Annotated in this window: 14 protein-coding genes and 1 other RNA gene; 1 reads left to right on the top strand and 14 read right to left on the bottom strand. The window is 37.1% G+C overall.

The window, feature by feature from the left end; all coding sequences use genetic code 11:
* Nucleotides 1–201: 201 nt before the first annotated feature.
* From H344_RS0100175 to ssrA, 14 genes are all read right to left on the bottom strand, one after another.
* Nucleotides 202–4,287: a cache domain-containing protein gene (locus tag H344_RS0100175; RefSeq protein ID WP_026808431.1), complete on the bottom strand. Its 4,086-nt coding sequence runs from the start codon at nucleotides 4,285–4,287 to the stop codon at nucleotides 202–204.
* 390 nt (nucleotides 4,288–4,677) lie between these two features.
* Nucleotides 4,678–4,989: a hypothetical protein gene (locus H344_RS0100170; RefSeq protein WP_026808430.1), complete on the bottom strand. Its 312-nt coding sequence runs from the start codon at nucleotides 4,987–4,989 to the stop codon at nucleotides 4,678–4,680.
* A 30-nt stretch (nucleotides 4,990–5,019) separates the two neighbouring features.
* On the bottom strand, nucleotides 5,020–5,280 hold the full coding sequence (locus tag H344_RS0100165; RefSeq protein ID WP_026808429.1) for a hypothetical protein: 261 nt from the start codon (nucleotides 5,278–5,280) through the stop codon (nucleotides 5,020–5,022).
* A 106-nt stretch (nucleotides 5,281–5,386) separates the two neighbouring features.
* A complete protein-coding gene (locus H344_RS19435) occupies nucleotides 5,387–7,141 on the bottom strand; it encodes a S8 family peptidase (protein ID WP_051253968.1) in 1,755 nt (584 codons plus the stop codon).
* Between the two features lie 118 nt (nucleotides 7,142–7,259).
* Nucleotides 7,260–7,502: a hypothetical protein gene (locus H344_RS0100155; protein WP_026808428.1), complete on the bottom strand. Its 243-nt coding sequence runs from the start codon at nucleotides 7,500–7,502 to the stop codon at nucleotides 7,260–7,262.
* Nucleotides 7,503–8,160: 658 nt separating this feature from the next.
* On the bottom strand, nucleotides 8,161–9,732 hold the full coding sequence (locus H344_RS0100150; protein ID WP_026808427.1) for a M81 family metallopeptidase: 1,572 nt from the start codon (nucleotides 9,730–9,732) through the stop codon (nucleotides 8,161–8,163).
* Between the two features lie 238 nt (nucleotides 9,733–9,970).
* Complete coding sequence (locus H344_RS0100145; protein ID WP_051253967.1) at nucleotides 9,971–11,425, bottom strand: DUF692 domain-containing protein; 1,455 nt, start codon at nucleotides 11,423–11,425, stop codon at nucleotides 9,971–9,973.
* A gap of 9 nt (nucleotides 11,426–11,434) precedes the next feature.
* A complete protein-coding gene (locus H344_RS0100140; protein ID WP_026808425.1) occupies nucleotides 11,435–11,842 on the bottom strand; it encodes a hypothetical protein in 408 nt (135 codons plus the stop codon).
* Nucleotides 11,843–12,444: 602 nt separating this feature from the next.
* On the bottom strand, nucleotides 12,445–13,404 hold the full coding sequence (locus H344_RS0100130; protein ID WP_026808424.1) for a HipA domain-containing protein: 960 nt from the start codon (nucleotides 13,402–13,404) through the stop codon (nucleotides 12,445–12,447).
* Complete coding sequence (locus H344_RS0100125) at nucleotides 13,397–13,729, bottom strand: HipA N-terminal domain-containing protein (protein ID WP_026808423.1); 333 nt, start codon at nucleotides 13,727–13,729, stop codon at nucleotides 13,397–13,399. The genes H344_RS0100130 and H344_RS0100125 overlap by 8 nt, the downstream gene beginning before the upstream one ends.
* Nucleotides 13,726–13,938, bottom strand: coding sequence for a helix-turn-helix domain-containing protein (locus H344_RS0100120; protein ID WP_026808422.1), 213 nt, complete (start codon nucleotides 13,936–13,938; stop codon nucleotides 13,726–13,728). Before H344_RS0100120 ends, H344_RS0100125 begins: the two co-directional genes overlap by 4 nt.
* Before the next feature lie 1,134 nt (nucleotides 13,939–15,072).
* Complete coding sequence (locus H344_RS22330) at nucleotides 15,073–15,639, bottom strand: site-specific integrase (RefSeq protein ID WP_316929550.1); 567 nt, start codon at nucleotides 15,637–15,639, stop codon at nucleotides 15,073–15,075.
* Nucleotides 15,611–16,324, bottom strand: a complete 714-nt coding sequence (locus H344_RS22325) for a phage integrase SAM-like domain and Arm DNA-binding domain-containing protein (protein WP_316929549.1) — start codon at nucleotides 16,322–16,324, stop codon at nucleotides 15,611–15,613. The genes H344_RS22330 and H344_RS22325 overlap by 29 nt, the downstream gene beginning before the upstream one ends.
* 229 nt (nucleotides 16,325–16,553) lie before the next feature.
* Nucleotides 16,554–16,951: a transfer-messenger RNA gene (gene ssrA / locus H344_RS21320) on the bottom strand.
* 381 nt (nucleotides 16,952–17,332) lie between these two features.
* On the opposite strand from ssrA, the gene H344_RS0100105 reads away from it, so the two are divergent.
* Nucleotides 17,333–18,547 carry an NAD(P)-dependent oxidoreductase gene (locus H344_RS0100105; RefSeq protein ID WP_026808421.1) on the top strand — a complete coding sequence of 405 codons (1,215 nt, stop codon included), beginning with the start codon at nucleotides 17,333–17,335 and terminating at the stop codon, nucleotides 18,545–18,547.
* Nucleotides 18,548–18,676 lie beyond the last annotated feature (129 nt).

Below are 18,676 nucleotides of genomic sequence, written 5' to 3'. Positions count from 1 at the left end.
TGAAATGATGGCTTTGCTTTAATTCCACATTATACCGATCTGGAAAAGCATTATTTGAGTACTAATTTTATTCTATAATTAGTTTTTGCTCACACTGTCCTTGTTATGACTAGGATGCCCAAAAACCGTAATAATTTAGATTAGATCACAGATGGGTAATGAAATTTAAAGTATGATCTTAATTTTATAATATTGAACCCTTTACTTCTGGCCTCCCGAAGCAAGGAATCTACTTACCAATGGAATAACTACGCCTAACCCTCCCAAAGTACCTATTAATGCCTCAAAATCTTTAATCAGCTTTGGATTACCCAAGGCGATAAAAACAATGGTCGTAATTATGATAAGATAGAGAATGATGCGGGCATTGCCCCAGGTTCCCTTTCCTCGGTTCTTATTTTCGAGACGTAAAGCTTCGTTCATTGAAACAGACGTCATAATAAAATTTTTAAAGCTGTAGTTGAAAATTGTAGGACGATCCTTCCAAACTACCAACCCTTTTTTCATTAGTGAGAAGAGTGAATTTCTGTTTTTGATGTTTAGAAACCCGTCCTTGGCCAAATCATATAACATATACCTTTCTCTGGTAGGTAACGCATTCCAGATGTCGTTATAATAACCGTGACCCAGGTTTTGAGTATGCATCACCATGCGTTGCCTATCTAATCGCTTATATTTTTCATTCGGATTTTCGGTTTCGTATAGTGTTTTTGATAAGATTATTGGGGCCAAGGTGGGCAGGAATTTACTATGTCCCAATTCTTCAATTAAAGGAGTGATAGTTGCAAGATATTTAGTTGGTTCCTTTTCTGGTATAATTCCTAATAATCGATATACCTTTTCCTTGTTTTCTGTGATGCCAATAAGGACTTGTGGAAAAGCGCTCAAAATATTTCGCCAGGAGTTAAAGTCGTCTTCAAAGCTCCCCCAAGGCAGACTAGATTCTTGAGGCGGATTCTCGTAAATCGCGAATATCTGGCTAGGATATACTTCAGATACTAGTATCACTCGTTTTTTCTTTGAGATCAAGAAAGAAATGACCTTTAGTTTTATATGGTTAGAATTGAAGGATTTTATATTGTGCTCTAGATGTTCTATGATATAAGCTTCATGCTTCTCCCAATTAAATTCTTCTTGATTTTTTAACGTATACCCAGCTAGTAAACTTAAAACAATGGATATGTCGGCATTGATGTCGATATGATCTAGCCGAAGCATGGAGAGTGAAACACCTTTTTTATACCCAGCAGATTCTAGAATCTCACGGGCAAAAGTTCTTTTTCCTGAAAAAGGCAAGCCTATTAATAATAGGCCCGAGTTTGCTTTTTTGGCGAGGAGCATCTTTCCAAGTTTTTCTGTATAGTTTTCTCTTTGATTGGAATCAAAATCATTGGGTCTTAAATGTCGAAAACGAAATGCAAAAAAGCGATCCACAAAAAATAGGATCAAGGAAAATAGAATGGCTAATATTATGAGATTGCCAGTTACCATCAAGGTCTTATTAGTAAAAGTATTTTGAATGGCTTTTTGGGTATCATGCTTAATTATACTTACAACACCCGGTTTGTTTAAGTATGTTAATGTAAGGGTATTTGATTCTTCGTCGCTTAGCCAAGAACTGTCTTGTGCACCTCTGTAAACTAGCGCCTTAAACTGACTCACTCGTTCGTCGTAAATAGGTCTTGTATGCCAAAGAAATTCGTTAAAAATGGAGTCCTTGTCTTTGTTCTTACGGATAAAATTTTTCCCCGTAACTATTTTAAAAGATTTGGCATACACGGGATAAAGACCTTGCATCAAATGATTATTATAGAGCGTATCATATTTTTCTTTTAAGATTGTGGACACTTTCCATTCGTTAGATTCTTTCCAACTTTTCCAGTCGTTTATATTTCTCCAATTTTTCCAATCATCAAAATTTTTAAATGCGGGTAAATTTGCTTCGAGTGCTTTCTCTTTGGCCATATATTTTTGTGCCATATATATTTGATCAGATTTGGACCAAAACTGATCATTCAGGTATTTAGAATTAACAAAAACCAAATATGTTGGGAACACTGCTGCTAGCAGCAACCAACTGAATAAGAAAATAGAATACCAATACCTATAGGCAATATGGAATTTAAATTTATTGTATCTACATAACTTTTTTATCCCATTTGGTAGAGAAAAAAATTGTCCGCGAACTATTATGGCTAAACATCCCAATTGCAACAGACCAGCAACTTTTGCGAAGGTATAATTATCTGAATCTAGCTTGACCATTAGAATGTTCAGAAAAAAAATGACTGTAAGCAATAGAAAATCCCGTACCCTAAATTTTAAATCGGGTTTATTTCTATATGGGTGTAAGGTGTAGTATACAATTAAATACACCCATATAGGTAATAGCAAACAAGTAATATAGACTTTTGTTGAATCTGTGTTGGGTATATAGAGGTTAACAATAACACCGATTAATAGAATGCCTAAAAAGAGAATTGATAGCAATATATAGGTGTCTCTATCCTTCTTTTTTGGGGTCAGGAATTCAAATAAAAAACGATCGTAACGATATAAGCCCAGCTTTGGATTTCTTATAATTAAGGAAAGAATTGTGATGAGGAGTATGAGTATAACGGCTAGGACTATTCCGATGAAGGCAAGAGTCAATACCTCTGAAATACGAGTACGAAGAAGGCCTATGTCATAAAGAGCAATTACACTTAAATTAGTTCCTTTTATTGGTGTAACATTAAATAACTTCCCTTCATCTCGATAATTAACCAATCCATTGGCGTTAATTCTTCCGAGTACCGCTGCCCTAACATCGTGGACCTGCCTGCTTACCTCAAAGAAGTTTTCTAAAGTAGCCCTTCCTAATTCGGAATGAAACCAAACTTCACCATTATTATCGACAATTAGAAATTGGTAACCAAAGGGTAGAATGGGATCATGAATGGATTTTAGTTGTGAAGAACCAACCCTATAACCAGGAAGACTATCGTTCTTGTTATTAACTATATATATCGCTTCCTCTGTTTGGTCTTCTATGGATACCACAGGACGCATTACATATTTAATGGTGTCATTGGATTGCCAAATGTTTTTTAATGCGTCAAAATCCTTATAATATGGTCTTGTGCTAAGGTTTTTGGTGTTTATTATTTCAAAATTTTCGATGAATCCTATGTGATAAAGTACATTCCCCTTTTTACTTATTTTAGTAACAAACTTAAAATTGTTCATGAAGGAGAAGTTCTTATTTGATATTCCAAAAAATTGGGTTGAATCTGGAATATTTACTGAATCTTCTTTTTGTAGAGAGATGTTGTAGAGCTTATTCACATTGGCAATATTTTCTTTCTCAAAACGCTCTCCGATATTCTTACTGAATCTAATCAGTTGATTCGGGACTTTATGGTAATAATCATTAAAATGGCTCATTACAGATAGAAAGACGATTATGATAATAGGTGCGCCCAAGACTACGGATATTCCTGATAAAATAACATCGTTACTAGATAGACGTTCGTCTTCTGCAATAAAAAGCATTTTAAAATACGGGAGGCCGAAGAGAGAGAGCAGTAAAAAAGTGGTAAGCAAGGCAATGATCCAGGGATCGATTTTTCGGATAGTTTCATTGTAACGGTCGGCTTTTATTAGACCAATAATTTCAATTTTCAATTTTATATTTGGAATCAAGGACGACTGATAATTATATTCCCTTCCAAAGAGTTGATATTTAGTTTCTTTAATTGGAATTGGAATTGAAACTCCCATATTCAGTAGATTGGAGTTAAATAAAGTGTCGGGTGGTTTTATGGTACCTATTAGTGAGCTTTTAAAAATGTCCTCCATTGGTTTCGAGAACCCATTTGCTTTCTCTTTAGACTTGGTTGAATCCGGTAACCCTGAAGGATCTTTGATTGTTACCATGTACTCGTCGAATGCTTTATCTAATTTAAATGACTTGCCCTGCTTTTTCCACATGGATTCAATATGGAATTTTATAGGAGGAACCAATTTCACGAGGGAGTCCTCTTTTATAATTTTAAGTTGAATATTATTTTGCGAAATAAAGGATTGAATATCATTGTCTAACTGCCTTTTAATAATGTCAAAATCAGCATCTAATGTTTGTAGTTTGGATTCCCGAAAATGGTGTTGATTGCTTTTAATATAGGAATAGTATGCCGCGAAGAATAACGCAATAACGATTAGGGCGACTGTTAGTAAACCTAAAAGCCTTTTATTAGCGGTTAAGGGCTTTCTTTTACTGCTAGCTAATGAAGAAGTGGTATGCATAGGTTCGAGTAAAAATGATTAGAGTACCATGCGCATATAATGGAGCTCATTGTAATTTGAACTACTAACACAGAAGGGGATAACCTGTTTTATAATTAATTGCTAGGGCCCTTTTTTTGGGAACAATAACCTAGTGATTGTTATAGTCAACGTATGCTAGGTATTGGGACAGTTATAAATAATTGACTCAAAAAGGTTTTAATATAATTTTGTGCTAACCTCCATGAATCAAAAGTGTTTGGACTATTTGGAAATTATTAATGCTTGTGTCCTAGCTAAATTTATACCTATTAGGTTATAAGGTGATAATTAAATAAATTTTACGGATATTACCGTAAGGAAAACCCGCAATACGTTTGCGCTGCCGGTTTTCCTTACGATAGTAATTTTCTACTCCGTAGGGCCACTTCCACCATCATTAAAGTTATCGGTATCTGTATCCGTTAGGTCTTCATTTTCTTCTTCATTATCCGAAGCATTCGCCATAACCTGAACAAGCCATTCGGCAGGTCCTCCGATGTCAAAATTTTCGTCTGCTGAAGAGGTGGCATCATCCATTTGGTCAGAATCATCGTTTTCCGATATTCCTAAATCTGCAGGAGGGGCTCCTGCATCTGGAACAAAATTGGTATTATCGGTATGATCCTCCATTTTTAAATCCATGTCATTGGACTTTTCATTAATATTAATATATATATCCATATTTGAAATTTTAGAATTGATTCAAACAAATTATAGATTAAGAATCGCATACCTTGCATCGAACTGCAGGGTTCGTCCCGTAAGGTTTTTTGCTTCAATGAAATACTTAATCTTAGTCCTAGTCTGTCTACAGACTTTTATCTTCCATTCTAATTGGGCGGGACCATCGCGAACGGGACTTTTTGGAATGCAGTACCATACCACATGCCAATTGGCAGGCCAACTGTGTGTAAACCATTTACGTGTACTATTGGCAGGAAGACTGCCTGTGAATTGAACACCTACTCTCATAATATATCGATTTATGGTAAGATTCTCTTTTGGACCTTACCGGGTTAATAATCCATTTTTATTGTTTTTAGAAGCTTTTTTGAAATAAGTAATTTCAAAAAAGTATTTATGACGCTATTACACAGTAACGGGCTTCAACGTTAACCGGATAGTTTTTAAGGTTCTTTATCTCTATGAAATATTTAATACGACCAAAAGCTTGTCTAGTAGTTTTCACCTTGAACTCTATTTGTTCTGATCCGTCAATGGCTGGTGCGGTAGGTACTACCGTCCAGATGACATGCCAATGATCTGGCCAGCTATGGGTAAACCATCTTCGGGTTGCCCTCCGAGGAAGATTACCTCTAAATTGCACACCGCACCATGGTCTTCTAAAAGCGGTAGCAGCTACTAAAGCCCTCAAATTGGGTCGGTTTCCGATACGTTGACTAACCGGATTGGCTCCGGCCTGTTGAGGTGAACCTGTAGATCTAAGTAATTGTCGCATCCTACTGGGAGTGATTAAGGCTCTGCCAGCGGCTTTTTGAATTCCTTGTAGGCAGGCTACTGTACCCGTAATAATTGGAGAAGCACTACTGGTACCATTAAAAAAATGGGTGTACCATTCATTCATGTTATTTCGATCGGACCCTCTCACTACTCCGTATCCACAGGTAGTAACACCTTGACCCCAGCCTTGTGCATCTATGCAGGAACCATAGTTACTAAAGCCTAATCGACTACGATCTGCGCCCCAATTTCTCCCATTGGTACCTGGGGGAGGTGCACCAGCACCTACCAAAACACATCCACTGTCATGTCCCGAACTTCTACGAAATGGATTTCTCCAACTAGAAGGAAATCCGCTAGGTCTAGTATTGTAAATAGCATCATCTAGATTTTGAGATCCATTTCCCGCCGCTTCTACCACTATAATTCCTTTATTGGTAGCATATTGTAATGCCGCAAGATCATCTGGCCACCATTCAATAGCTATAAAGCCCATTTGCGTGTTGCCTCCTGGATAATTTGGACCTCCTCTATGCAACTCAATAAGCATTACATCACCAGAAGAAAGGTTGTCGGCTGCACGACGTATGGCCGTTGCAGTTCCTACTCCGAAAATTGAATAGGCTCTTACATGAGCTCTAGGGGATATACCGGTTACTCCAAAGCTATTAATGTCCCCTGTCATTTCCCCAAAAACAGCAGTTCCATGATTAAACCACCTGAGATCACTGGTATTGTTAGTTCCTCCGAGAAGACCTCCTACATTGGTTCGTAAGTCTTCGTGACTAAAGTTCCAACCTCCTTCAATATCAATAATACGTACTCCACTACCGCGTCCTCCAGGTAAAGTCCATGCATAACGCGCATCTACTCCTTGTGGTGCTGCATTTAAATACCCTTGGTTGTTTGTGAGGTTTTGGGTAATGGGCACATCATCATCGTCTGGTGCATCGGCCATTCCATCATCTCCAAAATAGACTGGCGGCAGACATCCTGGCTTTACATATGCACCTTCTACTTCTTCAAGATCATTTAAGGAAGCGGCTATATTTTCTAAATTATCGCTGTCCGACGTTTCCACTTTATAAAACTGCCGCATTTTGGAAAGATCGTTTTCACCTTCCATGGAGCTTGACTTTGAAACTAGTTCAGCTACCTCTTCGTCGGTATCCCCAAATAGCGGAACTAATTGCAGTTTCTTTTCCACTATAAACCCGGCTAATGTGCTTGCCGATGGTTTAGATTTCGCTTTTGATGCTTTCATTGCCTCCATTGCATGAGGAGCTTCAACACTTTTTGATACCACAATGAGCTCAGGTGGAGATCCAGATGGAGAATCAATGATTCTTTTACTACTTTTTTTTGTTGGCATAAGATTGAATTTATAGGTGATAATAGTTGTCAGCTATTTCAACCTGATTAATAAATAATAGTTAGGTTATATACTAAAATAGGGGGTATACATTTTTGATTTTCAGGAAAGAAAATCATTACATTGGAGGGAAATCGAGGGGCTTTTCATAAACGGATTCAATACCATCTATCTGCATTAAGGTTTTGATAATGCTATCTAAAGGTGCATCGTCATCAACGTGTAAATAATGGTAGCACTTATCATTAAGATAAAGCGGCTCTACTTTGGGGGTGGGTTTAAAGGGAGCAAGTACGCTCCTGACTAAATTATTTTCTAGAAGGTCTTTTTTTTTACTGGATGTGATAATAACCAATTCCATTTTTTACACCGTTAAGGATGCTCTTTAAAAATTATCTAAACGCTAGGGAGAAAATACTTATACAGTCTGTTCGAAAAGTAAATAACTTTTTGGAAGTAGTTCTATAGACTATAACTAGACCATCATACTTCTAAAGGTAATGTATTTCTGACATTTTAAGAGTGTATTTTGTATGTTTTGTCTATTTTAATTTATAAATGGTTATGAATTTAGTATAGAATTTGTTAAAAACTCTCCTATAACTCTTCTCTTGTCAGTATCAATCCAATATTTTTCGATTATAGTTCTGTGTAAAGAGCTGAAATATTGAATTCAATAATGGGTTAAATTTTAGAATTTAGATTCAATCGATTAGTTTTCTAATCATCACGCTCACTATGCTTTTATTGAGGTTTTTTTGAATTTTTCGTTTTAGCCAGAAAACCCATGGTGTAAACTAATTTTGGATTATGATATACCTGTAATTTATAGCCTATTAAATCATTTTATGATAGGTCTGCATCAGGTAAAGGCATTTCTTAAACACCTTGTCTTATAGTGCGCGGACAAGGTTATATCTAATAGTGATTCGAATCAAATAAATATCTATTAAAAAAAGGGAGCAAATTGAAAATTATGCTCCCTTTATAGGATAATTAAACAAGGTAATTCTAAATCATTATTCGGTGGAGTTGGAAGCCGGAATTAAACGGGCTTTCAAATCTGGTTCTGCCATGGTGCTATCTAAGGGGAACATAGGTCTATTGATGCGCTTATAGCCCAATCTATGAAGATCTTGGTCAACACCACCAGGGGTTAGTGCCATAACCCAATCGCCACGCATATCATAAAGTTCTGGTACCAAGTAGCCTATTTTAACTACAACGATGTCCGTTTGCTTAGGATTTAAGCCTAAGTTGGTGAAGTCGCTTAAGTAATGGTATGGTTTTCTCTTTTTAGTTACAATTACATGTATGCTACCTACCTTAACGACTACTTCTACTTCTGCGTTTCTGTCTCCTTCTTTAATGGCTTCTATGGTGCCTTCGAGTTCTACAGGACCTGCAAATCGGTCATCTACTGCTGCACCGGCCATAGCTTTAATTTTTCCGCCGACCCCTATTTCAAGGGCTTTAGCAACAAATTCAGGACCGGGGATGGAAGCATAAATTAAAGAAGGACCGTTATCTGACTTAAATTCTGGCCTGTCTAATAATTGTTTTAATGTCCAAGTAACATCACCAGCACCACCGGCGGTAGGGTTATCTCCCATATCACTGATCATATAAGGTTGTTTGTCACTAGCCAAGGCCAGTTTTAAACTCTCTTCCAAAGTAGTAGTTGGAGCAACAAATTCGAACTGATTTCGAACATCCCAAAAGCTTTGTGCTAAAAACTCAGCTCCTTTTTCAACTTTTTCCTTATCGTCACCAGTAACCATAACTACGGCATGATTCCGCGGTTCATCTGCCCAGGCATAACCAATCCAAATAGCAGCATCAATAACACCTTCTTCTTTCTCAACATCCGGAACTTTGGCGTAAAGACTTTTACCGGGTTCAATACGGGTACTAGTTTTTTCACCCGGCAATAATATGGGTACAGGAACCCAAGCCTTATATTTTGGCTTCCCTTTCCCATTTTCAAGTCGCTCTAAAAGATTATCAACTGCTCTTTTCTTGGATTGCATGGCATCTTCGTGAGGCGCCATTCTATAGCAGGTTATTAAATCGGTGTGTTTGGCTAACCTTTCGGATACGTTACCATGTAGGTCCATAGATGTAGAAATTAGCACATCTGTCCCTATTACTTCTCTTATTCGTTTAATTAAATCACCTTCTGGGTCATCTAATCCAACTACACTCATTGCACCGTGTATATCAAAGAAAAGTCCGTCATAGGGTCCGTTTTCTCTTAGTAATTTCAAGGTTTGAGATACCAAAGATTCGTAAGCTTCTTTGGTAACCGTACCTCCAGGTAATGATTTTCCAACTAGGGTAGGGATCCATTGTGCCCTGTTCCTATTGATAGAATCAGTTTGTAGAAAGGGGTATCTTTTGTATACGTCATCTCCTTGGGTAGCATGAAAAGCCTCTTCATGGGTTAAGGCAGGTGAAAAGGTACTGCTTTCAATTCCTAAACCAGCAATTGCAATTCTGGGTAGTTCTTTGGGGTCTTTTTGTTTGTCTGTCTCTTTACATGAAGAGAAAAGAACTAAAACTAAAAGATAGTAAGTGTAAATTGGTTTCAATGTTTTGTTGTTTTAGGTTAATAATGGACTAAAATAAGGAAGGGTCAATAATTTTCCTTTAAAATTTAAATATAGGAATCGAATATAAGAATTTTAGAAATCTAGTAGAGATTCTAGAGTGAATACTCACAAAATTGATATAAGAAATGGAATAGGACTTCAGATTATACAAAAGAATTCGTTAAAAAACAGGGCTGATTTTCTGTCAATTTATCTCGTGTCAATTTCCAATTCAAACCTAAATTACAAGCCATTGGGTTTTGTCTTTATCTGGTAAAATTTCCACCTCATAATGGCCCATATCGCCAATAGCAGTTGGTAATTTTCCTTGGGAAAGGGCATTAAACATAGGAGTGGGATCTGCATCAAAATCCACAATCCTGATTTCATTGTCCATTAGGGTTTTTAATAGCGCTACTTCGTAGGTCAGCAATCGATTTAGCCAAGGTAGTTTAAAGTTTTTCTCAAACAAATAATCGGCAAAGTTAAGAGCTTCTTTATAGCTAAGTTGTTCGGGTGGGCAACCGTTCCAGAAATCCTGAAGTAGTATAGCAAAAGCTTTTTTGCCTATTATAAGCATCATATATCTTGTAGTTAGTTTGAAAACTCTAGCAACCATTGATGCTCTAAATTCACGGATAAGATATTGATAAGTTTCAATACGTGAGGTATTACCGAATCCTGGTGTTTCTATATTCCTGCCAATGACCAAGCTTCCTAATATATTTTCCCATTGCAATGGGTCCAGTTCTTGGTTCAATTTCTGAACGGCACATACCGCGTCGGGTATTCGTTCAGAATTTGGAATTTTATAGGACGTATTTCGGTCATCCCAAAGTTTCCGAACACCTTCCATTTCTTGGATAATAATGGAATCGCCAACAACCGGAATATATGAATCGAAGATTTCATAAGTAATCTCTTTGAGGTTGTAAAGATCGGGCAGTATTTCTCGGGTAATTGCCAAAAGTCTTTTATCTATAGGCCCAGAATGAGAATCCATCCAAAGGCCATTAAGCTCTGTCCCTCCGGCAATATGCATTTCTACCACATATTCCAAGTTAATTTGCTTAAGAAATTTGCTAATACTCTGACGTCCGTTCAAATGGTTTGCAAAAAGATTGTGGATGTCCAAAAGAATCCCGCATCCGGTAGCTTCACATAGTTTGGAAACAAACTGACCATCATCCATTTCTCGATTATTGGGACAAAGGTAATTCACCCCAGTTTCTATGGCTATGGGCTTATTAAGGGAATTTTGTAAACAGGTTATATTCGCTATAGCCTGCTTAAGGCCCTTTTCAGTCTGTAACGGTGGTAAAAAAAATCCGGTATTAAATTCAGTTACCGCATTAAAACTTAAATGCTCTGTAATCCATGGACTGTCAAATATATCTGTTGCGTATTGAATCAAGTTCAGCTGATCTTTGGCAGGAGGGAGACTGCCACCAACTGGTGCTCCAATACTATGTACCAACTTATGATAAGGCGTGGCAGCAATATTCTCGAAAACTTGATTGGGGATCACAAGTCGGTTAAATTTATTCCGTAAACAAAGGGTTTGGGGCTCAATTTCAAAAGTGTCTATTAAGCCTTTAGGAAATTCTATCCGCTCTACAGAAGGAGAATAAATAATGCCTACCCCCAATTGGGGTAAGCATTTAAGTTGACTCGCTTTACCACTGGTAACCATGATTTTCACTTAGAAGTTACGGGAAAATTGTTCTTGGAAGAAAATATCTTGACCAGAACAACAAGCCATACAACCAATTTCCTCGAAAATATCTTTTAGGACCATGTCAATCTTATCAATGCTAAAGGCCGTTTTTTGTGAGAGACCTACTTGCATTGTATTCGATTTAAATACACTGGGTTGAGGGGTCGGATCTGCCATTTGATTTAAGGGTGCAACCTTGAGGTCGCTAGGATTTATCAGGTAATCCCTTATATTTGTAAAATAGCAATCCACACCTGAAAAACATTTTGGGCAGCCTAGATCGTCCAATAAATTATAGATGCTTTTTCGAAATGCATCTGAATTGTAAGCGACTTTTGCGGGAATCGACAAGCGAATGGCTCCCTTTGATCTACGTTTAATTTTAGTTTCCATATGATATATTTATTTATAAGTTACATGGCAGTTGTCGAGGAGAAATATGCTTTTAATCCGGGAGGTAATTCGTAACAAATATGAGAGGGAGAACACGAGCTTCTATAGTATTGAGAGAGCTGTTTAGGATTTTATGTATACGTAAGTTATAAATAATGGTTTATACAAAATGCTGAATTTGTATAGCTCGCTGAGCTATATGTATGAATGGTAAAAAAGTTCTTTATTCATGACATTGAAATATTTATAATGAAAAAGATTATAGAGTAATACTCTTTGAGGTATTATAAGATATTTTATCCATGTACAGATCTTGTTGTGATTATTTCAGATATGCCAATAGATTTGGATGTAGAGCCGGAGACGGCCGTGCGTTAAGAAATGGTCCAGTGGACCATTTTAGCTAAGGAGCGGGCTGGCGTGTGGGCTTCGATTCACCCGGCAGAACGCAAAAGAGGCTGTCTAAAAAGGCAGTCTCTTTTTCAGTTGAGCCGGGGAGAACAGAACCTACCGCTGGAAGGCCCTGTATTTAGGGGTTTTGAGGGTGCCTAAAATTAAAGCTCACCGAATAGGTGACTTTTACCTTATGGGTACCCTATTCATTAATCCAAAGAGGAGGTTAGATTATAGATCCTTTGGTAGCGTTGGTGAAGCAAATCAATATACTTTGCTTTCATGGTTTTGGATAAGAAAGATTTAGTTAGACATTCTATAGCGTCTTCTTTTTTATCAGAGAATCGGGTGAACACTCCCGAGATTTGCCTTTCGGTTAAGCCGAGTCCTTTCCCTAAATTTTCAAAATGCACTCTTTGTAACTTAGTTTTTTTTCCTTGAAGGGTAAGAGCCATTTCCTCTTTGTCCTCAGGATTTACTATAGCTACATTAAGCAGGTCGTAGGCAGGTGCCAATAACCATCCTGATTTTGATTTAATCATGGAAAAGTTTTTAAGGTGCATGTCATTATTCCCTGTCAAGAAACTGAATAAGGACAACTCAAAAAAGAAAACCATATCCAATAGGGTGTTTGCAGAATGGTTCCGCAAAGCCTTTCCAACTTTTTCCATAGAGCTTTTGTACTTATCAAAAGCTTCTGTTATTTGGAACATATCCAACATATGGATTTTTTGCCCATCATCGGTTCTATCAACGCGTTTGGTAATATAGGATAGTTCACCCGATTTCAAGGGAATTAAACTTGAGGGTACGGTCTGTATGCCGAAGATTTCAGCTATTCGCATAGTTACATGTTCATTCTGTGGCATTTCAGGATAGTCGGGCGATGGTGGTTTAAAAATATAATTACCTCCTAAAGCTCCTACAACCGTCAATCTAAAATTACTTTCCTCCTTAACTGCGTTAATAAGGGACATTGATAATTTGGGTTGTACTCCCGGAACAGATATGCTTCGTTTTACCACACTTTTAGCAAGTTCTGACATATCATCCAGCGAATATTCTAATGTAGGGACTTCCTTAGTTCCGAAAAAAGCCAAACTACAGTTGTCGTGAAAGGTGGTTTCGCTTTTTAAATCCCTATAACAATACAAACATTTATTATTCATAATCCTCTTCTATAGGTTTTACACTTACCGCCCCGATGCAATTTTGGCAACAAGCCAATAATAGCCCCATACGGTCATTTGGATTTAACTTCCAGTTTTTGGTGGCAATATTTAATAACCAACCTTCTGGTATCAATCCTTCAAAAAACGGAAAAAGTCTATTGTCTTTGTATGGCGCTGAACGTACTGGCATGGAAAACGTAAGGAATTGATCCTGGTGCTTATTTGTATATTCGGCTTCGTACTGGAATATATAGTCCCCATCGTCAGTTTCTATAAGCTCTCCGGCAAGCAGGGTGTCATAAAATATTTTAGCCTTTCTCATAGCTCATTTGTTTTACTGATGGGTACGGCTGCTAGTGTATGCCCAAACATGCTCAATACTAGGTTCACTTTTTCCATGTTCAAGTTTGTCTTGCCTTGTTCTATTTTTCTGATAACTGTTAAGGCAACCCCAGAACGTTCGGCAAACTCCTGCTGGGTAAGATTTACCTCTTTCCTCCGGGCTTTTACAAAATCGGATAATGTTTCCATTATATGCTTTTAAGTATAATTCATAACAAATATACGTATTTATATGCAATAACATATAATTATTGCACTGTGAGTATTTTTATATGCATTTACATATAAAGATAACTGGATAAGCGAAAGTATACGCGATTGCATATAATTGCTGGGTAAATTAATGGTAGTGGCGCATAATTTTCAATGTTCCAAAACCTCCGTCCATTTTCCTTTCCCCTATAGCCATCGGGATCTGAAAAATCGCACCGTAAATAAAGTCTTGGACACAAGTCGTTTTAAGAAAAATAAAACGACTTAAGTCGGCTTTAAAATTCGACTAATTTTCAAGGACATTTTTCATTAAAATCTATTTTAATGATCAAAATTTTAAATGATATCAAATAAAGTGAGAAAATCTCCTATATTTTAAGATTTTTTTCCGAGTAATTTGTATATATTGTTCTTCATTTCCAATGCAAAAGTTACTCAATTTCTTCTTAATCGGATTGCATAATCAGGCGCTCTTTATCTCCTTTACAAGTCGACTCCGTTTACTCTTTTTATAAATCCTTTTTAAGCCGAAACCAGAGGGGTGGATTCGTATTGGAAAATAATAAAAAAAGGGAGAGGGTAGGGATGGGAAGAAAAATTATTGTTATGTGCGACCTATAATTTAAGCTTTAGGGGACAGCATGCTCTATAATATATCATAATTTGCTGGGAATTATGATTCTTTGGATTAAGTCAAATTTGTAAAGTTAGTTTAAAGGATAAGTAATGGTAAATTGTAATAGTGCTTTTCTAGAAGAAAAAAAAGGTATAGCAAGAGGGTAACACGCTAAAGCGGCGTTACGAGTTTAAAAGCACTTGTTTTTAGTGGTTTAGGAGATGTTGTAGGATTAGTGGTTGTTCGTGGATTGGGTCAAATTCTTTGGGAGTCCCAGTAAACATTGAAAAAATATGACCCAATTGGTAATAGGATAGGTAATGTTTAAAGATTGCTTTAGGAACTATTGAAAATACGTTTTCTTATTATTGTTGCTAAGATGTGGTATATAATCTTCTGCGATAATCTTAATTAATTCACCAACAATTGATAAGGGTTGATTCCTAGGTCGGTTTGAAGTGATAAATTACAAAATATCAGCGAATGTATTTGGTTTATTTCCCTTTTACTTTTTTGTTTTTCTTTTGCCTTTCGTCCGCCAACTTCTTCTGGAGCAACATCATATCATCACCTACTTTTCTATCTACAATCTTTGCATAGTGTTGTGTGGTCCTTAAATTCTTGTGCCCCAACATACGCCCCACGGTCTCTATAGGAACTCCATTGGAAAGCGTTACGGTGGTAGCAAAGGTGTGGCGGGCCAAATGGGTAGTCAGGTTCTTATTAATGCCACAGAGATCGGCAATTTCCTTTAGGTAGGCATTTGACTTCTGATTACTTAAAACGGGTAACACACAATCCCCGTTAACCACTTTGGGATGGTCTTGATACTTTTGCAATATTGCCTGTGCAGTAGGGAGTAGGGGAATACCTAATTTCGACTTTGTTTTGGTCCGTGTGGCATGTATCCACTGACTTCCATCTATATGCTTTGCAATGTTATCCTCATTTAATTTTTGTACATCAATATAAGCAAGCCCGGTAAAGCAGCAGAATAGAAACATATCCCTAACTACATTTAAGCGGTCCCCGTCAATTTTTTTTTGCGGACAAAGCCTCAAGTTCTTCCTTAGTTAAAATTTCACGCTCTACGGTTTTAAACTTAGCTTTATAGTTATAAAAAGGGTCTTTGGTAATCCAATCGTTGGCTACAGCCATACGAATGATCTTTTTAAAATTATTGACATATTTCAGTGCAGAATTATGATTGCATTCTTTTGTCACTTTTAAGAAATACTCAAAACCTTTTATAAATTTTAGGTTTACATCCCTGATCGGGATATCCGATCCACCATATTCTGCTTTTATAAATTGGGCAACATGGTTGCGCGTAGTGTAGTATCTTTTGTAAGTGCTAAGGGCAAACTCAATATCTACGAGCTTTTCCATTTGTTGGTTGTGTTCATCAAAGAGTTTTACCAACATTTTTAATTTCTCGCCTTTCCCTAGGTACAAGCTCTTAATGTCTGAAGAGGTAAAAAGGGTATTCTCATCTACAAGCCGGGCATGAATCTTATTTATTTTATTTCGAACACTGTCCAAATACGAGTTCAAATCATTTGCTAATAAGTTATTGCCTTTCATTTTTCCCATTCGAGCACTCCATTTTTCAGGGTCTACCTTTCTAGAAATGCTCAGTTCGCTTCTTCGTCCATTTACTGTCAAGCGTAGGTAAATAGGGACTTCAACACCTTTTTGAGAGTGTTTCCTTTTTAGGTAAAAAAGCTGTGAAAAGATATGGCTCATTTTAAGTGCCTTTTTTAACAGTAATTAAGGTACAAAAAATAAAAATTTCATAATTAACATAATATCAGCTAATTACAAGGAAATCGGTGAGTGTTTTTTCAAAATAAAAGTACTCACCGAATGACTCACCTTTTAGATGGTATTATATGATATCATATGATACGTTATAAAACAAAAAACCCTGTAAATCAGATGATTACAGGGTTTTTGTATCTTAATGGTACTATTTCAGTGGAGCCGGGGAGAATCGAACTCCCGTCCAAACAAGCAATTACAATGCCTTCTACATGCTTAGTTCCTAATTAATTTTCGATGTGCACCTGACTAGAAACCGCCTAATACACACTTAGCTTCTTAAATTTTGGTGATAGTGCCAAAGCTTCACTACCCTTGTGTTGACTTTGCTGGTGCTTCTGAAAGGGACGCCGTCAACAAGGGCTTCCCAGAAACATCTCGCTTCCCTACCTTGTAGGGACGAGGCTAATCTTACTATAATTCAGATTAAGCGGCAAGAGCGTAATTATTTTCGCCAATTAAAAAGTGTGGAAAATGAGATTTACGAGCTGTATCCCAGCGCTCGACATGCTTACATTCCAATTGGTCTCGCTGTCAAAACCAGTCGGCCCCTTCAATGAGTTAGATGCAATTTTCGCACCATAATTGAAATTACCCGCCAAAAAGGCAGGTGAACCCCTAAGTAAGTGTGTAAACTACACCATAAGGTCATTTCAATTCTCAATGATTTTTTTCAATGAACTGTATATTCCTTTTTTGGGCGTTTCTCTTCACAATAAACTAAAAGGTTGTTGGAAACCTTTTAGAATTTGCTCTAGACTAGGCTTTTCGGTAGTACATATTTGCTTAATAGCTAACAGGGTACTTGCCTCTGTCCTTAACGCGGCTGCAAAGATAGTGCAAATACTATTCCTAAAAAAGTTTTGCATCCCTAGATGCTTAATGTTATATTTACAACTATCACCATTTAGAAAGTTATAAAACCTTATTTGAATGAAATTCGGAATCATTAGAGAGCGTAAAAATCCACCTGATAGGAGAGTGGTATTTTCTCCTGAAGCTTGTAGAAAACTGTTGGGAAAATATAACGAGGCCCAACTTATTGTAGAACCTTCGCCAATTAGAGTGTTTGCCGATTCCGATTATAAAGAAGCCGGAATTGAGGTAGCTAATAAAATGGAGGAATGTGATGTCCTTATAGGGGTGAAGGAAGTACCAATTGCCAATTTAATACCCAATAAAAAATATATATTCTTTTCACATACTATAAAAAAACAACCTTATAATAGAAGCTTGCTTCAAGCCGTTTTAGCAAATGGTATTGAGCTATATGACCATGAGGTTATCACTGGTGTAAAAGGACAGCGATTGGTCGCTTTTGGAAGATATGCTGGAATTGTAGGTGCTTATAACGGTATTAGGGCATATGGTCTTAAGTTTAATCTCTATAATTTGCCAAAGGCTGAAACATTGGCAGACCAAAAGGAGCTTATTGCAGAATTAAGGAAAATTTCGCTTCCCAATATAAAAATTCTTCTCACCGGTAGAGGAAGGGTTGGAAATGGAGTAGAAGAAATGCTGGTAGCCATGGGGCTTAAAAAAATTACTGTTGCAGATTATTTAAAAAAGGAATTTAAACAGCCGGTATTTTGCCAGATAGATGCCTCCGAATATAACAAGCGAAAGGATGGCGTTAGGGGTAATAAGTCAGACTTTTTTAATAATCCAGAGGAGTATAAGTCCAATTTCTATCGTTTTGCAAAGGTGACAGATTTTTATATAGCCGGACATTTTTATGGGGAAGGAGCTCCTTATCTCTATACTCGCGAAGATGCAAAGAAACCCGACTTTAAAATAAAGGTGGTTGCCGATATTAGTTGTGATATAGACGGTCCGGTTGCAACAACTATAAGACCTAGTACCATTGCCGATCCTATTTATGGTTATGATCCCTTGTCGGAATCGGAAATAGATTTTAAAGATCCAAATGCTATAGCGGTGATGGCTGTTGATAATCTGCCTTGTGAATTGCCAAGGGATGCGAGTGAAGGTTTTGGTGATGCCTTTCTAAAACACGTGATTCCCGCCTTCTTTGATGGTGATAAGAATGGGGTGTTAGAAAGGGCAAGGATGACGAAAAACGGAAAGCTAACCAAAAGGTATGCTTACTTACAAGATTATGTTGAACCTGTGATCAGTAGTCAGTAATTGGTGAGCAGTAAGCAGTTTTTTTCAGTAATCAATTACCTCATTAATCAGTCGGCAGTGGCCATTAAAAGATAAACGGTGGGAAATATTCAATGAACAGTGGCCGGTATCATAGCGATAGTGCTTGGT

It is taken from the genome of Arenibacter latericius DSM 15913 (assembly GCF_000424985.1).
Taxonomy (GTDB): Bacteria; Bacteroidota; Bacteroidia; order Flavobacteriales; family Flavobacteriaceae; genus Arenibacter; species Arenibacter latericius.
Note: the sequence above shows the minus strand (reverse complement) of the source record. Positions and strands in the feature narration are given on the sequence as shown.

Bases quoted from the DNA above. Each gene is read 5' to 3' on its own strand.
- H344_RS0100175 (WP_026808431.1), bottom strand. From the start codon at position 4,287: ATGCATACCACTTCTTCATTAGCTAGCAGTAAAAGAAAGCCCTTAACC.
- H344_RS0100170 (WP_026808430.1), bottom strand. From the start codon at position 4,989: ATGGATATATATATTAATATTAATGAAAAGTCCAATGACATGGATTTA.
- H344_RS0100165 (WP_026808429.1), bottom strand. From the start codon at position 5,280: ATGAGAGTAGGTGTTCAATTCACAGGCAGTCTTCCTGCCAATAGTACA.
- H344_RS19435 (WP_051253968.1), bottom strand. From the start codon at position 7,141: ATGCCAACAAAAAAAAGTAGTAAAAGAATCATTGATTCTCCATCTGGA.
- H344_RS0100155 (WP_026808428.1), bottom strand. From the start codon at position 7,502: ATGGAATTGGTTATTATCACATCCAGTAAAAAAAAAGACCTTCTAGAA.
- H344_RS0100145 (WP_051253967.1), bottom strand. From the start codon at position 11,425: ATGGTTACCAGTGGTAAAGCGAGTCAACTTAAATGCTTACCCCAATTG.
- H344_RS0100140 (WP_026808425.1), bottom strand. From the start codon at position 11,842: ATGGAAACTAAAATTAAACGTAGATCAAAGGGAGCCATTCGCTTGTCG.
- H344_RS0100130 (WP_026808424.1), bottom strand. From the start codon at position 13,404: ATGAATAATAAATGTTTGTATTGTTATAGGGATTTAAAAAGCGAAACC.
- H344_RS0100125 (WP_026808423.1), bottom strand. From the start codon at position 13,729: ATGAGAAAGGCTAAAATATTTTATGACACCCTGCTTGCCGGAGAGCTT.
- H344_RS0100120 (WP_026808422.1), bottom strand. From the start codon at position 13,938: ATGGAAACATTATCCGATTTTGTAAAAGCCCGGAGGAAAGAGGTAAAT.
- H344_RS22325 (WP_316929549.1), bottom strand. From the start codon at position 16,324: ATGAGCCATATCTTTTCACAGCTTTTTTACCTAAAAAGGAAACACTCT.
- H344_RS0100105 (WP_026808421.1), top strand. From the start codon at position 17,333: ATGAAATTCGGAATCATTAGAGAGCGTAAAAATCCACCTGATAGGAGA.